Source organism: Mycolicibacterium frederiksbergense (assembly GCF_012223425.1).
Taxonomy (GTDB): domain Bacteria; phylum Actinomycetota; class Actinomycetes; order Mycobacteriales; family Mycobacteriaceae; genus Mycobacterium; species Mycobacterium frederiksbergense.
Genome location: NZ_CP038799.1, coordinates 2,016,448 through 2,035,888, shown reverse-complemented (window position 1 = coordinate 2,035,888; position 19,441 = coordinate 2,016,448). Strand labels below are relative to the sequence as shown.

Genomic DNA, 19,441 nt, shown 5'->3' with positions numbered 1-19,441 from the left:
GCGCTGCACCTAGGAACCAATTCGGGCCGATTAGATGCGTTCGTGGCGGCGGGTGGCGTCGAGTGCTCCCAGCAGGGCCAACGCGTCGGCGCTCGGTGATCCGGGTGCCGCGGTGGCCACCGTCAGTTGCTGGCCGGGGCTGCTTCGGACATCGAAGGTCTGGTAGCTCAGATGGAGAAGGCCGACGTCGGGGTGGCGGATCGTTTTCTGCGTGACGGTGAGGCCGGCCACTGCGTGGTCGTCCCACAGCTGGCGGAAGTCGGCGCTGTCGCGGTGCAGCCGGGCGATGAGCGCGGCGACTTCTGGGTCGGCAGGAGCTGCGCCTTGGGACAGGCGCAGGGCGCTGACCGAGGCTTTGATCACATCACTCCAGTTGACATAGAAGTCCTGCGCGGCGGGGTCGAGGAACAGTGCCGCCAGGACGTTGGGGTCGCGTCGCTGCAGTGGGGCGATCAGGGCGGTGGCGGCCGGGTTGGCGGTGAGAACCCGGAAGGCCGGGTTGGTGACGTAGGCGGCCGCTCTGGGGAATGCGGCCATGGTCTGGAGCAGCTCCGGGCTGATGGTCTCGGTGGTGCGTTCTGCGGTGGGGGAGAGCTTGGCCAGTCGGAAGGCATGTTCGCGCGCATCCGCCCTGAGGTGTATTGCGCGGCAGATCGCATCGATGACTTGGGCAGAGGGCGTGCGTTCGCGGCCTTGTTCCAGGCGTGCGTAGTAGTCGGCGCTGACACCGGACAAGACGGCGACCTCTTCGCGCCGCAGGCCCAGGACCCGTCTGCCGCCGACGGCGGGTAGGCCGACCTCGTGAGGGCTGACGCGGGCTCGTTGCGCGCGTAAAAAGTCACCGAGCTGATTGCGTTCAGAGGGTGAATTGTCAGGGGCCACGGTTGATCTCCGCTCCGCTGCCGATCTCGAATTGGGCCATGGTGTCGCGCAGGATGTCGGCAATGGTCGTGGTGGCCAGCGAGTCGCGCAGCGCGGTGGTGGCGCGTTCGTAGACGCGGGTGAGGACCGGTTGAATCCCGTATCCCACATAGCATTCGGCGTCTGGTGGTGAGGCGTGCATGCCGAAGATCTCACCGCCGCCAACGGCGTTGTAGACATCGAGCAGAGTGATCTTCGACGCATCGCGGGTCAGCGTCCAACCGCGGCTGCGGCTCGATTCCACCAGACCGGCTTCGCGGAGGTCGATCAAAGATCGCCGGATCACCACCGGGTTGGTGTTTACGCTGGTCGCGATGCGTTGTGAGGTGCCGACCTCTTTATCAGAGCCCCGGCGATCGAACGCGATCCACGTCAGCACGTGCACCGCCAAACTCATCCTGTTGTTCGTGCTCATCCCCGAGGGCCCATTCCGCTCCTCGTCGGGTTGTCCCGACGCCTGACTTGACTGTAACCAACTCTGTTACGTATGTTACCTGTAACAAAGACAGTTACAGAGCTGTAGCGGTCGGCCGGTAGACCACTCCCGCGTTTTCATCCCGGTCGCAGGCAGTCGGCGATTGGCGTAGCTGGTGGTCGACAGGCCGACGCCTTGAAACAACGGACAAGACAGAGGATTTCAGGTCATGAAGCTAGGACTGTTCGCCGTCAATGTCGGTGCCGGAGCCAGCGCAGCGCACGCCCGCGCCACTGCCGCCCTGGCCGAGGAGCTGGAACTGGAGTCACTGTGGGCCATCGATCACGTCGTGATGCCGTCGGGCTACGAAACTGAATACCCGTACGACGAATCCGGCAAGATGATGGGCGGGGCTGAAGAGGTCGAGATCGCCGACCCGCTGACCTGGCTGGCCTTCGCCGCTGCGGTCACCCGCGATATCAAGCTCGGCACCGGCGTGATTGTTCTGCCGCAACGCAATCCGGTCGTACTGGCCAAGCAGGCCGCCACCCTTGATGTCCTCAGCGAAGGGCGCTTACTCCTGGGCGTCGGGGTGGGCTGGCTCGTCGAGGAGTTCGATGCAGTAGGTGTTCCGTTCGCCGACCGCGGCCGCCGGCACGACGACTACGTGGAGGCGATGCGCGCCCTGTGGCGCGACACCAAAGCCAGCGTGCACAACACCTACACCAACTTCGACAACGCCATCAGCCTGCCCCAACCGGCAGGCCGCGCCGTGCCGATCGTCATCGGTGGCCGTTCCAACCGATCGGCACGCCGAGCCGCCGAAATCGGAGACGGCTACTTCCCCAGCATCACCGACCCGCGTCAACTCAGCCCGCTGCTGGACATCATGAACGCCGAAGCCGAACGGTTACAACGTGATCCCGCGGACATCGAAGTAACCGCGCCCTACCCCGGTAATCCCGCCGAACTCACCGCCGCGGGTGCCGGCGACACCGCAGCCCTCGATCGGGTCGTCGCGCAATTGCAGCAGTTCGCCGAACGCGGGGTGGCGCGGACACTGCTGGCCGGCCTTGGCGAGGACACGTTGCGACCCCTGCTCAAGCAACTCGCCGACCACATCGACCTCAGCTGAGAGCCGGCACCCACGACCACCCTCGCACCACACTGAAGGAGAAACACCATGGGACAAATCGACGGCAAGGTCGCGCTCATCACCGGCGGAAGCTCCGGCATCGGCCTGGCGACCGCTCGCAGCTTCGCCGCGGAAGGCGCCCAGGTCTACCTGACCGGACGCCGCCCGGAGGTGGTCGACGCCGCGGCCGCCGACATCACGTCCGACACCGGCGGAGACATCACCGGCGTCGTCGGCGACGTCTCCGACTTGGCCTCCCTGGACGCTTTGTATGCAGTCATCGCCGAACGCAGCGGCCGTCTCGATGTGCTTGTCGCCAACGCCGGCAGCGGACGGCCCATCGGCCTGACCGACATCACCGAAGAGCACTACGACACCACCTTCGATGACAACGTCAAAGGCCTGGTGTTCACCGTTCAGAAAGCTCTACCGCTGCTCCCTGACGGTGCGTCGGTGGTGCTGATGTCCTCCATCGCCGGGATCAGCGGCCAGCCCGGGATGAGCGTGTACGCCGCGACGAAGGCGGCGATCCGCAACTTCGCCCGCTCGTGGGCACTTGAACTGGCGCCCCGGGGGATTCGCGTCTCGGCGCTGTGCCCCGGACCGGTATCCACTCCTGGCATGAGCAACGTATTGGCAGAACTCGGTGACGAGGGAGCCGCCGGCATCACCACGCCGTTCGGGCGACTGGGCGACGCCAAGGAGATCGCTGCCGGCGCAGTATTTCTGGCCTCCGATCAGTCGTCGTTTCTCACCGGATCCGACCTCATCATCGACGGCGGCGCCAACATCTGAAGCCTGCCTCTCTGGCGCGGGAACTCGAATCGCGGACTTGGTCTGGGCTCACCGAGCACACCGACACCACATCCAGATGGAGAATTCAATGCACAACGAAACTCTGACGCTCGACATCTCAATGGTTACCTTCGACTGCACCGAGCCCGAGCGGCTGGCGAGGTGGTGGGCGGACGCCGTCGCCGGCGAGATGACCATCGCGGCGCCCGGCGAGTTCGTGACGGTCGCCTCGCCGCAGGGACTGCGGCTGGGATTCCAGAATGTGCCCGACCCGACGCCAGGGAAGAACCGGTTGCACCTTGACCTGCACTCTCATGACAGGGTGCGCGATGTAGCCCGGCTCATCGCCGCCGGCGCCACCGAAGTGAGCCGCGGTGAGGCAAGCGCGGACTTCGGGTGGGTGGTCCTCGCTGATCCGGACGGCAATGTGTTCTGCGTGGCAGGAGCGCCGTAGGACGGTTCAGGCAAGGAGGCCAGTCACCGGCACAGTTTCGTGCCGGCGACACAAGTACCGACTCATAGGAGCAAGAAATCATGAATCCGTTGTTTATTGACCAACCACGTGCCAGTGATGCCTCCGGTATGCGACGGGTGCAGTTCACCCGACTCGGTGGACCCGAGGTACTGGAAATGGTGCCGTTGCAGCTCCCGGCACTGCCGCCCGGGCACGTTCGGGTTGAGATTCACACGATCGGGCTGAACCGCTTCGAGGCCCTGTTCCGCCGCGACCACTACGTCATCAAGCCCACCCTGCCGGCGACCCTCGGTGTCGAGGCAGTAGGAACAATCACTGAGACTGCACCAGGAATCGACGGTTTTCAGACAGGGGATCGGGTCGCGGTCCTACCGATCCAGTCACCGACAGTGGGCACCGGCACTTACGCGACACACGCCGACGTACCGGTCGACGCCCTCGTCCACGTCGCCGCCGACCGGTCCGACGAGGAGGAAACCGCGACGTGGATGGCCAGTCTGCAGGCCTACACCCTCGCTACCAAAGTGCCGATCACCCCGGGTGACACCGTGATCGTGACCGCCGGGACATCCTCGGTGGGCACCGCGCTGATCCAGATCGCACACGACTTCGGCGCCACGGTGGTCGCGACGACACGCACCACTGCGCGCAAGCCCGAGATCCTCGCGCTGGGTGCCGATCACGCAATCGCTACCGACGACGAAGACCTCGCAGGCGTGATATCCACACTCACGGGCGGGCGCGGCGCCAAGGTCGTCTACGACACCGTGGGCGGGTCACTGCTGGCTGCGTTGATCGACGCGACCGCGCAGTTCGGCCACGTGCTGTGCTACGGCGCTCAGACTTCGCCCGACATCCGTGCCGCTCGCGTTGACGTGCCCCTGGTGTCGTTGGACCGCAAGTCGGTGTCGTTCGTCGACCTCTTCGAACTCGTGGAATTCCCCGATCGTCTCGCGGCCGCCAAGACCTACATCGGTGACGCCCGCGACCGTGGCGCGCTGATAATCGGCATCGACCGCGTGCTCGCGTTCGATGACGTGCAAGAAGCGCACCGTATCCTCGAATCAGGCCGCCTGGCAGGAAAACTTCTCCTCCGCGTGACCTAGATCCGCCCACGCAGTCCCAATGGGAAAGTGAAGTGGATGTGGCCGTGCGGCTATTCGAGAGTGCTAAACGGATGGAGTTGATTCGTTACACGGGCAACCGAGCGAGATCTGCACTGTGATCCATCAGGTCGATTCGGCCGATCTTGTCACGGCCTCGAAGAACAACCCAGTTATGCACCACCGTACCGTTCCAACTTTTGCCACCTGGATGACCAAAGCCGCTTCGCCATCTCCGTGACTATCATGGAAAAGGCGCAGCTAGAAGCGGTGACGTTTGCCATCCAGTTTGACTATCGACACGCGCCGGAGTCGTTCACGGCGGGCTGTGCTGCTAACGTCGGTTCCGGTGCGCCGGGAAGTCTGCTCGGCAGGGTATTTGTCCTGCGACGGCAAGGTGTGCACGCGGTGGTAGCTGGTGATGAGGCGTTGTCCCGCCGGCCGCGCGCCGCGCTGGTCGACATCCTGTCCATTCCGGAGACCTTCGTCAGTCCGGGCCGTCGCATCCTGCGAAGGCTGGTCTACGCGCTGGGCGCACTGGCCGCGGTGACCGGCATCGTCTACCTCGACCGCGGGGGCTACACCGACTCCGCTGACGGCGAGGTGTCGTTCCTGGATTGCGTGTACTACGCGACGGTTTCGTTGTCGACGACAGGCTATGGCGATATCGCCCCCGTCACTCCCACGGCTCGATTCATCAATGTCGTCGCGGTGACACCCCTACGGGTGGTGTTCCTGATCATCCTGATCGGAACGACGGTCGAAACGCTGACCAACCAGTCGCGTCGGGTGCTGAAGATACAGCGGTGGCGACACCGAGTGCGCGACCACACCGTCGTCGTCGGTTACGGCACAAAGGGGCGAGCCGCGGTTGCGGCGATGGTCGGTGACGAGGTCGTCCCCGCGGACATCGTCGTCATCGACGAGAACAGTTCCGCGCTCGAGCGCGCCAGGGGCGCCGGGCTGGTCACCGTGCACGGGGACGCCACCAACGCCGATCTCCTGCGGATCGCCGGCGCCCAGCATGCGAAGGCGATCATCGTCGCCACCGACGACGATGCCACGGCCGTGCTGGTCACCCTCACCGCCCGTCAAATAGCCCCGAAAGCCAAGATCATCGCCGCCGCCCGGGAAACCGAGAATCAGCATCTGCTGCGGCAGTCGGGTGCGGATTCGACCGTGGTCTCTGCGGTGACGGCGGGCCGGCTATTGGGCGTCGCGATTCGCACCCCCAGTGTCGTCGAGATGATCGAGGACCTGCTGACACCCGATAGGGGATTCGCCATCTCAGAACGGGACGCGGCCGAGAACGAGGTGGGTTGCTCACCGAGGGATATCGACGACATCGTGCTGGGCGTGGTGCGCGCGGGCCAGTTGATCCGGGTGGACGCACCCGAGGTCGGTGCCCTGCAGGCCGGGGACCGGTTGCTGCTCATCCGCAACAACGGTGACTTCCGCTGACCGGATCACGGCGCGTCATAGTCGACCGCCACCGTCGGACTGGTCGGATGAGCCTGACACGTCAGCACATACCCGGCCTCCAGTTCGGCGGGACCGAGCGCGAAGTTCTGGTCCATCACCACCGTTCCGCGTACCAGCTTGGCGCGGCAGGTCCCGCAGGCCCCACCCATGCACGAATAGGGGGCGTCGCTGCGGCTTCGCAAGGCGCCTTCCAGGATCGAGTCCCCGGGCGCCAGCGCGACCGTCGCCCGCTGTCCGGAGAGCGTGAACGTCACTGTGGCCGAGTCATAGTCGCGATTCACCGTGCGGTTCTGCGGGTAGCCGGTGAACATCTCCAGATGGATGCGCGCCTCGGCGACACCGTGGCCGATCAGCACATCGCGGGCGACACTGCTCATGGCGATCGGGCCACATACGAACCATTCATCAACGGTGTCGGGCGACAGGCTGGTTGTCAGTAGTCGCTGCAGCCGCTCCCGGTCGATCCGGCCGCGCAGCGCCGGGGTGTGCCGCGGCTCCTCGGAGAGCACGTGGATGATCTCGAGCCGGTCGGCGTAGCGGGACTCCAGCCGGGCCAGATCGTGCCGGAACATGGTGGACTCCCTGGTGCGGTTGCCGTAGATCAGGGTGAACCGGCTCTCGGTTTCGATCTGCATCACGGTTTCCAGGATCGACAGCACCGGGGTGATACCGCTACCGGCCACCAGGCCCACGTAGTGCCGCTGTGCCAGCGGGTCCGGGCGGGTGCCGAAACGGCCGGTCGGGGTCATCAGCTCCAGCACGTCGCCGGCCCGGAGGTGATCGGCAACAAAGGTCGAGAAGGTGCCCCCGGGAATGTGTTTGACCGCGATCCGCAGTTGGGCGCGGGTCGCGGGCGCACAGATCGAATAGGTGCGCCGCACACCTTCCCCGCCGAGATCGGTGCGCACGGTGATGTGCTGACCGGGCTCGAACCGGAACTCATCACGAAGCGCCTCGGGCACCGCGAAGGTCACCAGGGTGCTGTCGGTGGTGATCGGGTCCACCGAGGCCACCGGAATGCTGTGCAACACCGCGTGCGGGGCGCTGGACCGTGGCGGCATGTACACCGGCACCACCCGGCCGAGCTTGCTGTTCAACTGTTTCCAGGCGCGGTACTCGCCTGCATTGAGCTGCTGACCGAACACCGTGGTGATGGCTGCGTCCCGCTCCAGGTAGGCCTCCTCGTTGCGGTGCCAGGTCTTTCGGTATCGATAGAACGGCACCGACGGGTGCAGATGGTGCACCAGGTGGTAGTTCTGCGACAGCATCAGCGGGGTGTACAGCCATTCCATCCCCACCCGGGCCCGGGTCGCGCCGTAGCGATTGCTGCGCTGGGTGTCGGCCAGCCCGTGATGCGGCAGCCAGTCGAACCACCACAACAGCACGATGAGTCCGATGCGCTGGGGAATCAGGAACACCACGGCCAGCGTCCAGAAGTGCCCGATGGCGATCGCGACACTCAACCCGGATATGCAGAGCGTGAGCATGCCCAAGGTCTCGGCCACCTCGGGCTTCGGCCGGCTGCGCAACGTGCGCAGGATGAAGCCGGAGTACATCACCTCAGGGAAGGGCCACCGTAGCGGCATCTGCCACCACCGCGAATGCGAGGCCCAGGCATCGGGATCGTTCACGTCGTCGTTGGCGTGCCGGTGGTGCTCGATATGGATGAACGCATAGGTCGGGAACGAGATCATCGGGACCACCAGCGCAAAGGCCAGGCGCCCGACGAGTCCGTTGACCCGACGGGTGCTGCTGATCGCGTAGTGGATCGCGTCGTGACTCACGGTGAACATCACGAACGTCACCACCGCGTTGACCGCGATTGTCACCGCGGCGGGCACTGCACCCTGGATGTACCCGGCCGTCGACGCCACGAACGCCGTCCACCCGACCACCAGGATCGCCACCGTCGGCAGCGCCAGTCTGGGCACGGGTGCGCCCGGATCCGGCAGCGCGTGGCGGTCGGGCGACGCCGTGGCGGTGTCGTCCACTGCTGCAGTGAGGGACATGGGTTTCTCCGGGACTCTCGATGTCGGCCGCGGTAAGGAGAACCGCTCAGGACAACGCTATGAGCCGTACGAGTCGAAAACGACGTCCTCGGGACATCAACCGGCCGTTCATCTTTGTTCTGTGAAGACAAGTAAGGTGCCGAATGTGGACGAACAAACTGCAGGCGGCCCGGTCGCGCAATCCGCAGCGGCGGTGGTCAGTCGACTCGCCGACAGGCTCGATGAGGTCACCGCCCGCACGCAGGCCGTCCTGATGGATGAGGTCTCCGACCTACGTGGTGACGCGCAACTCGTGCAGTTGATGCGGGACAACGTGGCCGCGAACATCGACACGGTATTCTCGGCGATCCGTCACGGCATTCCGGTGGAGCATGTCGAGGCACCGACGGCCGCTCTGGAGTATGCGAGGCGGCTGGCGCAGCGGGATATAGCGGCCAACACCTTGGTGCGCGCCTACCGGATCGGCCACCAGGAGGTGCTCAAGATCCTGCTCGAGGAGATCCGGACCTCCGACCTCGATGCGCAGCACCGGCTGGACGTCTTCGATGAGATCCTCACGGTGACATTCCGCTATATCGATTGGATCAGTCAGCAGGTTCTCACCGTCCATCAGGATGAACACGGGCGCTGGCAACAGAGCCGAAACCACCTGCGGGTAGCAGAGATTCGTGCCGTCTTGGCCGGCGATGACGATATCGACATCGACGCGGTCTCCACCGTGCTGCGCTATCCGCTGCGGTGCAACCACCTGGCGCTGGTGCTGTGGTGTGAGGAATCCGCCGACCACGATGAACTGACCACCCTGGAACGCCATGTCCGTGATTACGCCACGGCAGTCGGCGCCCGCGACCGCGCCCTGTTCGTCTCGGCGGACCGGCTGACCGGGTGGGCCTGGATACCGCTGGAGAACGACCATTTCGTGCCGCCACTTGACACGTCGGGCACGCTGGTCAATATTGCTGCGGGCCAACTCCTTCCGGGGGTGGACGGGTTTCGCCGTTCGCACCGTCAGGCGCAGCTGGTGCGCGCGGTGATGACCGCCGCGGAGAATGCCCCCGGCCGGGTGGTCGGTGCCGGCGAGCCGGGACTCCTGCTGGCCGGTCTGGCCGGGGGGAATCTGGACGAGGCGCGGGTCTGGGTGCGCGAGGTCCTGGGGCCGCTGGCCACAGTCGACGACAGGGATGAGCGGCTCCGTGACACCCTGCGGGTGTTCTTACGTGCAGGATCGAGTTTCACGGCCGCCGCCGGGGAACTGCACCTGCACTTCAATTCGGTGAAGTATCGGGTGGCGCGGGCGATCGAGCGCCGGGGCCGACCCATCGCCGATGACGTGCTCGACGTGGAAGTCGCTCTGCTGCTGTGCCATTGGTACGGCAACGCGGTGCTGGCCCGGTGAACCGTCGGGGATCAACCACCCGCCGGCGGTACCTGCCGACCAACACCCACGATGATCCGCGGCGCGGCGGCCGGATCGAGCCACTGGAGCAGTGTGCGCATCCGGTCCCGATCGATCGCGACGCAACCCCATGTCGGTTCGCCGTCGGTGACGTGCACGAAGATGCCCGCCGAGCGCCCGGGGATCCGCTGCGGGTTGTGCTCGACGAGCACGGCGTAGTCGTAGATCTCGCCGGAGCGCCCCAGGTTCTCGGCATCCTCGGACGGCATCGTCGGCGACCGCACGAGGGTGTTGTAGGTGGGGGAGTCGACGTCCTCGTCCCACCAGTCCGAGTTGTCCACCCGGGTGTAGGGCATCGTGGTCCCCGGGTTGGGCTCCCGGCCGAAGGCCATCCCCAGCGGGAAGGTGCCGACCGGGGTGCGGAAGACATCGTCCTGGGGTTCGCCCACGCCCAGTTCGCCGAGATCGGCGTGGGTCGGTCCGAGCACCGTTCGCCACTCGCCGCCGGTCCGCTCATAGGCCGTGAGCGTGCCGATCGGTGAATCGGCCTGCGGCGCCTCCACGATGATGAGCTGTTCCCGCACGGGCTCGGCTCCCGCCGAGCCCGCGGACAGCACGCCGAGCAGCGCGGCAGCGGGCCCCGCGAGCAGGCGCACGAGCTTCGTCGGCATTCGCGAACATCCTTCCGGTCGTCCTCAACACTAGTGAGTGCTTGCCCGGATAACTTGGGAGCATGCCTGCGAACGCCGAAGCGATGACTGCTGCCGACCGCTGGTTCCTGCAGCGTGGGTTGCCATCCGCCGTACCGATCAAGGCGCGGTGCCGCGATGTCGTGCCGCGGTCGGCGCCGGCCCTGGCCGCGTTTGCGGTGCTCATGCTGCTCAGCCTGGTGGTGATGGTGGCATCCGGGGACAGCGACGTCGACGTCGATGCTGATCCGTCGGCATCGCAATGGCTGGCTTTGGTTGTGCTGGCGGCCATTCCGGCCGCGATGCTGCTGGCCGGCTATTGCGTTTCGTGGATATCCGGCAGACGCGGACGCTGGGTCGCCTCGGGGATTGCCGTCGTCGTCGCGTTGGCGTCGGACTGGTACGGCGACGGAGGTGCCAACCTGGTGCGGGACACGCTCGTCGATGCAGCGATCATCGCCGCGATCCTGGTCGCCACCGGTACCGGAATCGGATCGATCCTGGGGTGGTCCGCGCGCGTGACGTTTCGTCAGTTGCGGTCGGCCGGCCGGTTGATGGCCCGCGCGCTCCCGGTGGTCCTGCTGACGGTGCTCGTCTTCTTCAACACGCTCGTGTGGACCATCGCGACGGATCTCGACGTGCTCCGGATGGCCCTGCTGGTCGGGTTTCTGGGACTGATCGCGGTTTCCTTCCTGGTGTCCGGGATTCTCGACGCACTGAACACGGTCACCGCCGCGCCGCTACCCGATCGCGCCGAAGCAGGTCTTGCCGGCACACCGTTCGCCGACTTGGTGGCCGGCGCTGACGCCGCACCGCTCCGGAAAAGCGAGCGCGTGAATCTGCTACTGGTGCTGACGGTTTCGCAGGTGACCCAGATGCTGTTGCTCGCCATCGTCACCGGTGCGGTGTTCTTCACGATGGGCCTGATCGTGCTGAACCCGGCAGTATCGGACAAACTCACCAATGGCGCCTCGGCCCAAAGTGTCTGGTTCGACATCGCCTTGCCGGTCTCCGTGGCGCACCTGCACGTGACCGCACTCCTGGCGGCATTGACCTTCATGTACGTCAGCGTGCGTGCCGTCGGCGACGGTGAGTACCGCAAGGAGTTCCTCGACCCATTGCTCGCCGAGATGGAACTCGCCCTGGCCGCCCGGCATCGGTACCACGCCGCGGTCAGGTGATCGACCGCCCGGGCGCCTGCTGGGTGCGGATGAGTTCGATGAGCAGGCGGCGCAGTGCCGGTTCGTGGTCGCCGATCGCGGCGATCAGGGCCGGGTCGTTGCGTTCGCGTTCGAGCAGCGCCTCATACACGCGGCGACCGGTCGGTGTGCTCATCACCGATTTGCGTCGCTCATCGCGGGGGTCGGTCTGGCGGCGGACATAGCCCAGGCGTTCGAGTCGTTCGATGGTGCGGCTGGCGGTCTGATCGGTCACCCGGCAGGCCTGGGCGATCTCGCGTTGGGTCGCCGGCCCGGGCGCCACCACGTGCAGGACGATCAGGCCGGCGCTGGACAGGTCGTACTCGCGCAGCACGTGCTCCCAGGACTGCTCGACGAGTCGGGCCGCCATCGAGAGCAGCCGCCCCGTCGGCCATCCATCGATGCCGTCCATCAGCGATGTGTGCCTCTCGTCGGGTCGAGCCATTTGCAATTTATTCAGCAGGCTGAACAATATAGGAAGAGCCCCGACTCCAAGGATGGATGCAGATGACCACCGAGACATCGACCACAGGCCGCTCCCAACACATTCCCGCACTTGTCGTCTCGCTACTCGTCGTCGCCGTGGTCGCGGCGCTGGGCGGGTACGCGTCGGCCGATGCCGCATCCGAGTACGGACAGCTGGCACAACCCAGTTGGGCCCCACCGTCCTTCCTGTTCGGCCCGGTGTGGACCGTCCTGTATGTGCTGATGGCGGTGGCGGCCTGGCTGATCTGGCGGGCGAACCCGCGGTGGAGCAATCCGGCGATCATCGTCTACGGCGTGCAACTCGCCCTCAACCTGGCCTGGTCACCGTTGTTCTTCGGGCTCGGCTGGCGAGGCCTGGCCCTGGTGGACATCGTGGCACTCGACGTCGCGGTCGCCGCCACGATCGCACTGTTCTGGAGGGCGAACCGCCTCGCGGCCGTGATGCTGATTCCCTACCTCGGGTGGGTGCTGTTCGCGACGGCGCTGAACTACGCCGTGTGGTCGCTGAACGCCTGAGACGCGCCGAGGCGCCGGGTCACCAGGAACAGGACGGCGCCCACGGCGAGCAGGACGGCCGCGAACAGCCAGACCTTCGCGGACTGCTGGGTCAACAGCAGCAGGCACGATGCCACACCCAGCACCGGCACCGCCGTCCACACCCGGAAATGCGGATGATCCACGGTGTCTCGCCGCAGCACCAGGACCGCGACGTTGGTCGAGATGAACACGAACAACAGCAGCAGCACCACCGTCTCCGCCAAGGTCGACAGATCGCCGACCAGCGTGAGTAGCATCGCCACGACGGTCGTTCCCACGATCGCGACCCACGGTGTGCGGCGTTGCGGCAGAACGTAACCCAATTGTTTTGGCAGGAGACCGTGCTCTGCCATGCCGAATGCCAACCGGCTCGACATGATCATGGTCAGCAGGGCCCCGTTGGCCACCGCCACCAATGCGATGGCGCTGAACGCCCACGCGGGAACACCGAGTCCGGACACCGAGACGACGTCGAGCAGGGGACCGCTGGACCGGGACAATTCCTCGGGCGACAACACGGCGGCGCTCGCGAGGCCGACCAGGACGTAGACGACTCCTGCGGTGATCAGCGAGGCGAACAGCACCCGTGGGTAGACCTTGCTCGGATCACGGATCTCCTCAACGACATTGGCCGAGGTCTCGAATCCGACGAACGAGTAGTAGGCGATGATCGCTCCGCCCAGGATCGCCAGGGCCGGCGTCGTGTCCGCGGGGAACTCCACGACTCGCCCGAGGTCACCGCCGCCTCGGCCGACCATCACTGCACCCGCGACGATCACGATCAGCAGGCCGGTCAACTCGATGACCGTCAGGACCACGTTGCTTTTCAGCGATTCGCTGATCCCGCGGGCGTTGAGCGCCGCGACCAGCCCGAGAAACACTACGGCGGCCGGTATTGCCGGCACATCGATGAACGTGGCGAGGTAATCCCCGGCGAAGGCGAGTGACAGTCCCGCCGCGCTGGTCACGCCCGCCGCGAGCATGCAGAAGCCGACCAGGAACGACACCAGCGGACGACGGAAGGCCCGCTCCGCGAAGACCGCCGCACCACCGGCCTTCGGGTACTTGGTGACCAGTTCGGCGTACGAACCCGCGGTCAGCAGTGCCAACAGGAGCGCTGCCAGCAGCGGCACCCACAATGCCCCGCCGACCTCGCCGGCCAGTACCCCCATCAAGGCATAGATCCCCGCTCCGAGGACGTCGCCGAGGATGAACAGGAACAACAGCGGACCGGTGATCTTTCGGGCGAGCTTGCCCTCGGGAGGTGCGCCTTGCGGCGCATGCGCCATGGCCTCTGATGTCATCCCTGCCTCCGCGCGAGCCGTTGCCGTGATGATGCGGTGTACCCCGCGGAGGCCGATCGCACGCAGATCGCGGGGCGGGAGAATATTCAGTTTCGCGACCCACGGACTCGCGCCTACTCTGGGTAGCCGCGCTAACTATGTGCGGTCACCCAGGGAGTGTGCATGAGTACCCGAACAGCAGCGCAGCCGAAAGCACCGCCCAGCGCGGGCGTCATCATCGCGCTGCTGGTGTTCTCCGCGTTCGTCATGATCCTCAACGAGACGATCATGAGCGTCGCGCTTCCCGTGCTGATCGTCGATCTGGAGATCGCCGCCCGCACGGCGCAATGGCTGACCAGCGGCTTCCTGCTCACCATGGCCGTGGTGATCCCGATGTCGGGATCACTGTTGCAACGTTTTCCGGTTCGGGCCATCTTCGTGGCGTCGATGTCGCTGTTCTGCGCGGGCACCCTGGTCTGCGCACTGGCGCCGGGCTTCGCCGTCCTGCTGGCCGGACGCATCGTGCAGGCGTGCGGCACCGCGGTCATGGTGCCGCTGCTGATGACGACGGTCATGAAGTTGATCCTCGCCGAACGTCGCGGGCAGACCATGGGCACCATCTCGATCGTCATCGCCGTCGCACCCGCGGTGGGGCCCACCCTGTCCGGTTTCATCCTCGGATCGCTGAACTGGCGCTGGATGTTCTGGATCGTGTTGCCCATCGCCCTGCTCGGACTCGCCGCCGGGTGGATGTGGCTGCGCGTCGCAGATGAGCGAGAACAACCCACCCGCATCGATCCTGTCTCGGTGCCGCTTTCGGCGATCGCGTTCGCGGGCTTGGTGTTCGGGCTCTCGGAACTGGGCGCGCCCGGGCACGGCGGTCAGTCCGTACCGGCGTGGGTGCCGCTGGGCGCCGGTGCGGTCGCGATGGTGCTGTTCGGCGCGCGGCAGCTGCGGTTGCAACGCGATGATCGTGCGTTCCTGGATCTGCGGCCGTTCACCTACCGGCGGTTCTCGGTCTCGGTGGGTCTGGTGGTCATCGGCTTCACCGGGCTGTTCGGCGCGATCATCATGGTGCCGCTCTACGTACAGGACGTCCTGGGGAAGAGCGCCCTGGTGGCCGGGCTGACGAGCCTGCCGGGCGGACTGTTGATGGGCTTGGCGGGGCCGCTGGTCGGGCGCGTGTACGACCGGCACGGGGCGCGCCGGCTGGTCGTTCCCGGCTCGTTCCTGCTGTTCCTGTCGCTGTGTGGCTTCGCGCTGCTGTCGGCGGCCACGCCGGTCTGGGAACTCGTTGTCCTGCAGACGATCATGATGGTGGGACTGTCGATGATGTTCACTCCGCTGATGACCGATGCCCTCAGCGCCCTGCCCGACCGGCTGTACTCCCACGGCAGCGCCATCATGACGACCCTGCAACAGGTCGCGGGCGCGGCCGGCACTGCACTGTTCGTCACGGTCATGGCCAAGGCGTCCGCCTCGGGTGGCGCACCGGATATGCCCGGCGTGCACGCGGCCTTTGTGGCGGCGGCGATGATCGGCGCAGTCGCCGTGGTCCTGGCATTCTTCACCGCGACGCGTCCGCTTCCGGCCGGCGGCACACCGACTCATTAGCGGCCCGCTATGCGAGCAGGCGGTCGTCGTCCTGTTCGGCATCGGCGGCATCGGCGGGACGTGCCGCGATCTGGTCCCAGTGCAGCCGCACCTCGGTGCCGGTGGCCGTCGAGTCGACCGCGGCGCTGTCGGTGAGCGCTCGCATCAATATCAGCCCGCGGCCCCGCGCGGGGTTGGGCGCTGTCGCGGGCTCCTTCGCGCGCCAGCGGCCCTCGTCGGTGATCCACACCGTCAGCGTGGCCAGTTGCGGATCGTGGTCGGCGCGCACATGCATCGGTCCCGGCTCGGGGGAGTCCAGGTAGGCGTGTTCGGCCGCGTTCGCCAGCGCCTCGTTGACGGCGAGAACGATGTCGCTGGTCTTCTCCGCGTCCACGCTCAGAGACCGGGCAAGCCAGGCGGCGAAGTCGTCACGGATCTGCACGGCGTGCACCATCGTGGCAACGACTCCCGGGCGGGAGAATGCCGCGCGCTGCCGTCCTCGATCACCCATGACATGGGCACTTTACCCAGTTTGGGCGATGTTCATTCGTGACGGGGATAACAACTCAGCACAGCGTGGCAAACATATTGGGTACCAGCGGTATCGCCTGCCGGGCTGGCGCATGATGGACATATGGCAACTGATTCGCTGAGCGAGGACGTCATCACATTTCTGTCGGCGGGCACCCGGACCGGCAAGCTCGGCTACGTCGCGGCCGACGGCCGCCCCCTGATCGCTCCCGTCTGGTTTCTGGTGGAGGACGGCCGGCTGGTCTTCAACACCGGCGCGAACACCGCCAAAGGCCGTGCCCTGCAACGTGATCCTCGGGTGGTGCTCCTCGTCGACGACGAGCGCCCGCCGTTCTCCTTCGTCCAGGTGCAGGGCACGGCTGAGCTCAGCGAGAACGACCCGGATCTACGCGGTACCGCCACCCGCATCGCGGCGCGCTACATGGGCGAGCAGCGTGCCGACGAGTACGGCGAACGCAATGGCGTCCCCGGGGAACTGGTCGTGCGCATCACGCCGCGCAAGGTCATCGCCGCCTTCGACGTCGCCGACTGACCGGGGATCGGCAACTCTCTGTAGCGTTGGTCGTGCGGAAGTTTCCGTGCAAGGCATAACGGCAATAACACCGACGGCGGGGCTGCGGCTGCGCGAGACCTGGGAGGAGTCAGATGTCGACACACGCGGCCGAGCCGTCGGAACCTGCCGCCACATCATCGGACCCCAAACCCGAAGATCAGGCCAACGAGCCTGCGGAGATCACCTTCGACGAGCACCTGCATCCGGCGCGCCCGAAAGTCTTGCGGTTCCGCCCCAGGGTGCGCACCCCGTTCGTGCGGCGGTCGCTGGCCCAGGACGGCCCGCCGACCGGAGAAAACCAGGCCTATGTCTCGTGGCTGTTGTCGCAGTCGATGCTTGCCGACGCCAACGAGATCAGCCAGCAGTTCTCCGGACAGGGTTCGATGTGGCAGAACCCCTTCGCCCGGCCCAACCCGCGGACCGCGGTGGAGACCGCGTCGGTGTGGTTCACCGCCTACCCGCTGTCGCTGATCACCCGCTCCGACGAGTCGTTCCTCAAGGCGATGTCCGATGAATCACTGTGGAAGGCCTTCGCGGAGATCGGTATCCAGGCCGTGCACACCGGTCCGGTGAAACGGGCCGGCGGCATCTCGGGCTGGCAGCTCACTCCGAGTGTGGACGGCCACTTCGACCGCATCAGCACGCAGATCGACCCGGCCTTCGGATCCGAGGACGAGTTTCGGCAGATGTGCGGAACCGCCAACTGGTATGGCGGCACGATCATCGATGACATCGTGCCGGGTCACACCGGCAAGGGGGCAGACTTCCGGCTGGCCGAGATGAAGTACGCCGACTACCCGGGCATCTACCACATGGTGGATATCGATCCGCGTGACTGGGAGCATCTTCCCGACGTTCCCGAGGGTGCGGATTCGGTGAATTGCGATGCCGCGACCGAGGATTGGCTCGACAAGGCCGGCTACATCATCGGCCGCCTGCAGCGCGTCATCTTCTACGCCGAGGGCATCAAGGAGACCAACTGGAGCGTGACCCGCCCGATCGTCGGCGTGGACGGTGTCGAGCGGCGCTGGGTGTACCTGCACTACTTCAAGGACGGTCAGCCCTCCATCAACTGGCTTGATCCCAGCTTCGCGGGAATGCGGCTGGTGATCGGCGACGCGCTGCATTCACTGTCCGACCTGGGCACCGGCGGTCTGCGCCTGGACGCCAACGGGTTCCTCGGCGCCGAGAAGTCCTCAGAGGACGACGTCGGCTGGTCCGAGGGGCACCCGCTGTCGCAGGCGGCGAACCAGTTCATCGGCAGCATGGTGCGCAAGCTCGGTGGATTCACCTTCCAGGAGCTCAATCTCACCATCGACGACATCCGCGAGAACAGCATCGCCGGGCCGGACCTGTCCTATGACTTCATCAACCGGCCCGCCTACCAGCACGCGCTGGCCACCGCCGACACCGAGTTCCTCCGGCTGACCCTGCGCACCACGCTGGAGACGGACATCGATCCGGCCTCGCTGGTGCACGCCATGCAGAACCACGACGAACTGACCTACGAACTCGTGCACTGGTCGGCCGGGCATCGCGACGACATCTACACCTACAAGGGCCACGAGGTCACCGGCGAACAACTCGGGCACAGCGTGCGCACCGACCTGGTCGAGGCGCTCACCGGTCCCGACGCCCCGTACAACCTGGTGTTCACCACCAACGGCATCGCCTGCACGACGGCGACCGTGATCGCGGCGACGCTCGGTATATCCGACCTTGACGAGATCACCGATATCGATCCCATCCGGCGTGCGCATCTGCTGCTCGCGATGTTCAACGCCCTGCAGCCGGGCGTCTTCGCGCTCTCGGGGTGGGACCTGTGCGGCATGCTGACGCTCCCGCCCGGTGATGTGAGCGAACTGCTCCGTGGCGGGGACACCCGGTGGATCCATCGCGCCGCGCATGACCTCATGGGTGTGAACCCCGATGCCCGGCACTCCAGTGCCGGGATGCCGCGCGGCACCAGCCTCTACGGATCGATCCCGGATCAGATGGACAATGAGGCCAGCTTCCTGCGGCAGCTGCAGGCGATTCTGGCCGTGCGTACGCATTTCGGCATCGCCACCAGCACCCAGGTGGATATCCCGGAGGTGTCGCACCGCGGCATGCTGGTCATGGTGCATCAGCTGGCAGATCCGCACCAGCTGCAACTGACGGTGCTCAATTTCGCCAACGCCGATATCGCCGGGACGGTGCGTTCGGAGTTCCTGCCACCGGACGCGGTCGTCTCGGACATGTTCAGCGGCAAAGAGATCGCCCACGTCGATGACCTGCACAGCTTCACCGTGGAGATGCCGGCGCACCACGGGATGTCGCTGTTGGTCGAGCGGCCGGTCACCGAAGATCCTGCCGACTGACCGAACGATCAGGGCAGGGCGTAGTCCATCGGGGGGCCGTTGAGATCGGCGACATCGCGGTGCACGACGGTGGTGGCGACGTTGTGCCCGCCGCGGATCACCCCGATGATGGACACTTCGTCATTGAGTGTGAAACGTTCGGCAGTGCCGCCCAGTTGGCTTCCGGCTGCGGTGATGCCGTGCGTCTGATCGTCGACGCGATACGTTCGCGCCACCCCGTCGGGCCCCTGGGCGGTCAACGAATCGGGTGCGATGGCGATCACTCGGCCTTCCTGGGTGACGGGCTGCGTGACGGCAACGGGCGCGGGCTCGGGACGAGGCGCCGCGACGCCCGAGTCCATCAGGTGCATGAGGAGCGCGGTGACGACGGCGGCGAATGCGACTGCAAAGGAAATCGACAGGCTGAGCACGGTGGTGTGCGGTGTCCTGCGTGCGTGTCTTCCGGGTCCAGTGCCCATGTCCTGCCCTCTCGTCCGTTG

General features: G+C 66.1%; 19 protein-coding genes. 11 read left to right on the top strand and 8 right to left on the bottom strand.

The window, feature by feature from the left end:
- Positions 1–30: 30 nt before the first annotated feature.
- Complete coding sequence (locus EXE63_RS12825) at positions 31–882, bottom strand: helix-turn-helix transcriptional regulator (RefSeq protein ID WP_168140741.1); 852 nt, start codon at positions 880–882, stop codon at positions 31–33.
- The gene (locus tag EXE63_RS32895) at positions 872–1,336 is read right to left on the bottom strand and encodes an Rrf2 family transcriptional regulator (protein ID WP_168142283.1); all 465 of its coding nucleotides are present in this window, start codon (positions 1,334–1,336) and stop codon (positions 872–874) included. Before EXE63_RS32895 ends, EXE63_RS12825 begins: the two co-directional genes overlap by 11 nt.
- Before the next feature lie 229 nt (positions 1,337–1,565).
- Here EXE63_RS32895 and EXE63_RS12815 point away from each other — a divergent pair, with 229 nt between their 5' ends.
- The 5 genes from EXE63_RS12815 to EXE63_RS12795 all read left to right on the top strand — a co-directional run bounded on the left by EXE63_RS12815 (position 1,566) and on the right by EXE63_RS12795 (position 6,305).
- Complete coding sequence (locus EXE63_RS12815; protein ID WP_168142282.1) at positions 1,566–2,471, top strand: LLM class F420-dependent oxidoreductase; 906 nt, start codon at positions 1,566–1,568, stop codon at positions 2,469–2,471.
- A gap of 48 nt (positions 2,472–2,519) precedes the next feature.
- Positions 2,520–3,266, top strand: coding sequence for an SDR family NAD(P)-dependent oxidoreductase (locus EXE63_RS12810; RefSeq protein ID WP_168142281.1), 747 nt, complete (start codon positions 2,520–2,522; stop codon positions 3,264–3,266).
- Positions 3,267–3,369: 103 nt separating this feature from the next.
- On the top strand, positions 3,370–3,720 hold the full coding sequence (locus tag EXE63_RS12805; RefSeq protein ID WP_168145556.1) for a VOC family protein: 351 nt from the start codon (positions 3,370–3,372) through the stop codon (positions 3,718–3,720).
- An 80-nt stretch (positions 3,721–3,800) separates the two neighbouring features.
- Entirely contained in the window at positions 3,801–4,847 is a 1,047-nt protein-coding gene (locus EXE63_RS12800; protein WP_210000486.1) for a zinc-binding dehydrogenase, read from the top strand.
- 405 nt (positions 4,848–5,252) lie between these two features.
- Positions 5,253–6,305, top strand: a complete 1,053-nt coding sequence (locus EXE63_RS12795) for a potassium channel family protein (RefSeq protein ID WP_234904472.1) — start codon at positions 5,253–5,255, stop codon at positions 6,303–6,305.
- Between the two features lie 5 nt (positions 6,306–6,310).
- Here EXE63_RS12795 and EXE63_RS12790 read toward each other — a convergent pair whose 3' ends face one another.
- Complete coding sequence (locus EXE63_RS12790) at positions 6,311–8,335, bottom strand: fatty acid desaturase (protein ID WP_168142278.1); 2,025 nt, start codon at positions 8,333–8,335, stop codon at positions 6,311–6,313.
- Positions 8,336–8,480: 145 nt separating this feature from the next.
- On the opposite strand from EXE63_RS12790, the gene EXE63_RS12785 reads away from it, so the two are divergent.
- Positions 8,481–9,731: a PucR family transcriptional regulator gene (locus tag EXE63_RS12785; protein WP_234904471.1), complete on the top strand. Its 1,251-nt coding sequence runs from the start codon at positions 8,481–8,483 to the stop codon at positions 9,729–9,731.
- Between the two features lie 11 nt (positions 9,732–9,742).
- On the opposite strand, the gene EXE63_RS12780 is transcribed toward EXE63_RS12785, so the two are convergent.
- Complete coding sequence (locus tag EXE63_RS12780; RefSeq protein ID WP_168142277.1) at positions 9,743–10,402, bottom strand: L,D-transpeptidase family protein; 660 nt, start codon at positions 10,400–10,402, stop codon at positions 9,743–9,745.
- Between the two features lie 62 nt (positions 10,403–10,464).
- Here EXE63_RS12780 and EXE63_RS12775 point away from each other — a divergent pair, with 62 nt between their 5' ends.
- On the top strand, positions 10,465–11,601 hold the full coding sequence (locus EXE63_RS12775; RefSeq protein WP_168142276.1) for a hypothetical protein: 1,137 nt from the start codon (positions 10,465–10,467) through the stop codon (positions 11,599–11,601).
- On the opposite strand, the gene EXE63_RS12770 is transcribed toward EXE63_RS12775, so the two are convergent.
- Entirely contained in the window at positions 11,594–12,031 is a 438-nt protein-coding gene (locus EXE63_RS12770) for a MarR family winged helix-turn-helix transcriptional regulator (protein ID WP_168142275.1), read from the bottom strand. The genes EXE63_RS12775 and EXE63_RS12770 overlap by 8 nt on opposite strands.
- Before the next feature lie 95 nt (positions 12,032–12,126).
- Between EXE63_RS12770 and EXE63_RS12765 the strand changes: the two genes are divergently transcribed.
- Positions 12,127–12,621 carry a TspO/MBR family protein gene (locus EXE63_RS12765; RefSeq protein ID WP_234904470.1) on the top strand — a complete coding sequence of 165 codons (495 nt, stop codon included), beginning with the start codon at positions 12,127–12,129 and terminating at the stop codon, positions 12,619–12,621.
- Here the strand turns inward: EXE63_RS12765 and EXE63_RS12760 are convergent.
- A complete protein-coding gene (locus EXE63_RS12760; RefSeq protein WP_234904469.1) occupies positions 12,594–13,946 on the bottom strand; it encodes an APC family permease in 1,353 nt (450 codons plus the stop codon). The genes EXE63_RS12765 and EXE63_RS12760 overlap by 28 nt on opposite strands.
- 162 nt (positions 13,947–14,108) lie before the next feature.
- Here EXE63_RS12760 and EXE63_RS12755 point away from each other — a divergent pair, with 162 nt between their 5' ends.
- Complete coding sequence (locus EXE63_RS12755) at positions 14,109–15,539, top strand: DHA2 family efflux MFS transporter permease subunit (RefSeq protein ID WP_168142273.1); 1,431 nt, start codon at positions 14,109–14,111, stop codon at positions 15,537–15,539.
- Between the two features lie 7 nt (positions 15,540–15,546).
- Here the strand turns inward: EXE63_RS12755 and EXE63_RS12750 are convergent, their stop codons facing one another.
- Positions 15,547–16,029: an ATP-binding protein gene (locus tag EXE63_RS12750; protein WP_168142272.1), complete on the bottom strand. Its 483-nt coding sequence runs from the start codon at positions 16,027–16,029 to the stop codon at positions 15,547–15,549.
- Positions 16,030–16,152: 123 nt separating this feature from the next.
- On the opposite strand from EXE63_RS12750, the gene EXE63_RS12745 reads away from it, so the two are divergent.
- Positions 16,153–16,581, top strand: a complete 429-nt coding sequence (locus EXE63_RS12745) for a PPOX class F420-dependent oxidoreductase (RefSeq protein ID WP_168142271.1) — start codon at positions 16,153–16,155, stop codon at positions 16,579–16,581.
- Between the two features lie 113 nt (positions 16,582–16,694).
- Positions 16,695–18,962 carry a maltose alpha-D-glucosyltransferase gene (gene treS / locus EXE63_RS12740; protein ID WP_168142270.1) on the top strand — a complete coding sequence of 756 codons (2,268 nt, stop codon included), beginning with the start codon at positions 16,695–16,697 and terminating at the stop codon, positions 18,960–18,962.
- An 8-nt stretch (positions 18,963–18,970) separates the two neighbouring features.
- On the opposite strand, the gene EXE63_RS12735 is transcribed toward treS, so the two are convergent.
- Positions 18,971–19,420 (bottom strand): hypothetical protein, encoded by a 450-nt coding sequence (locus EXE63_RS12735; RefSeq protein ID WP_168142269.1) that lies wholly within the window; start codon positions 19,418–19,420, stop codon positions 18,971–18,973.
- Positions 19,421–19,441 lie beyond the last annotated feature (21 nt).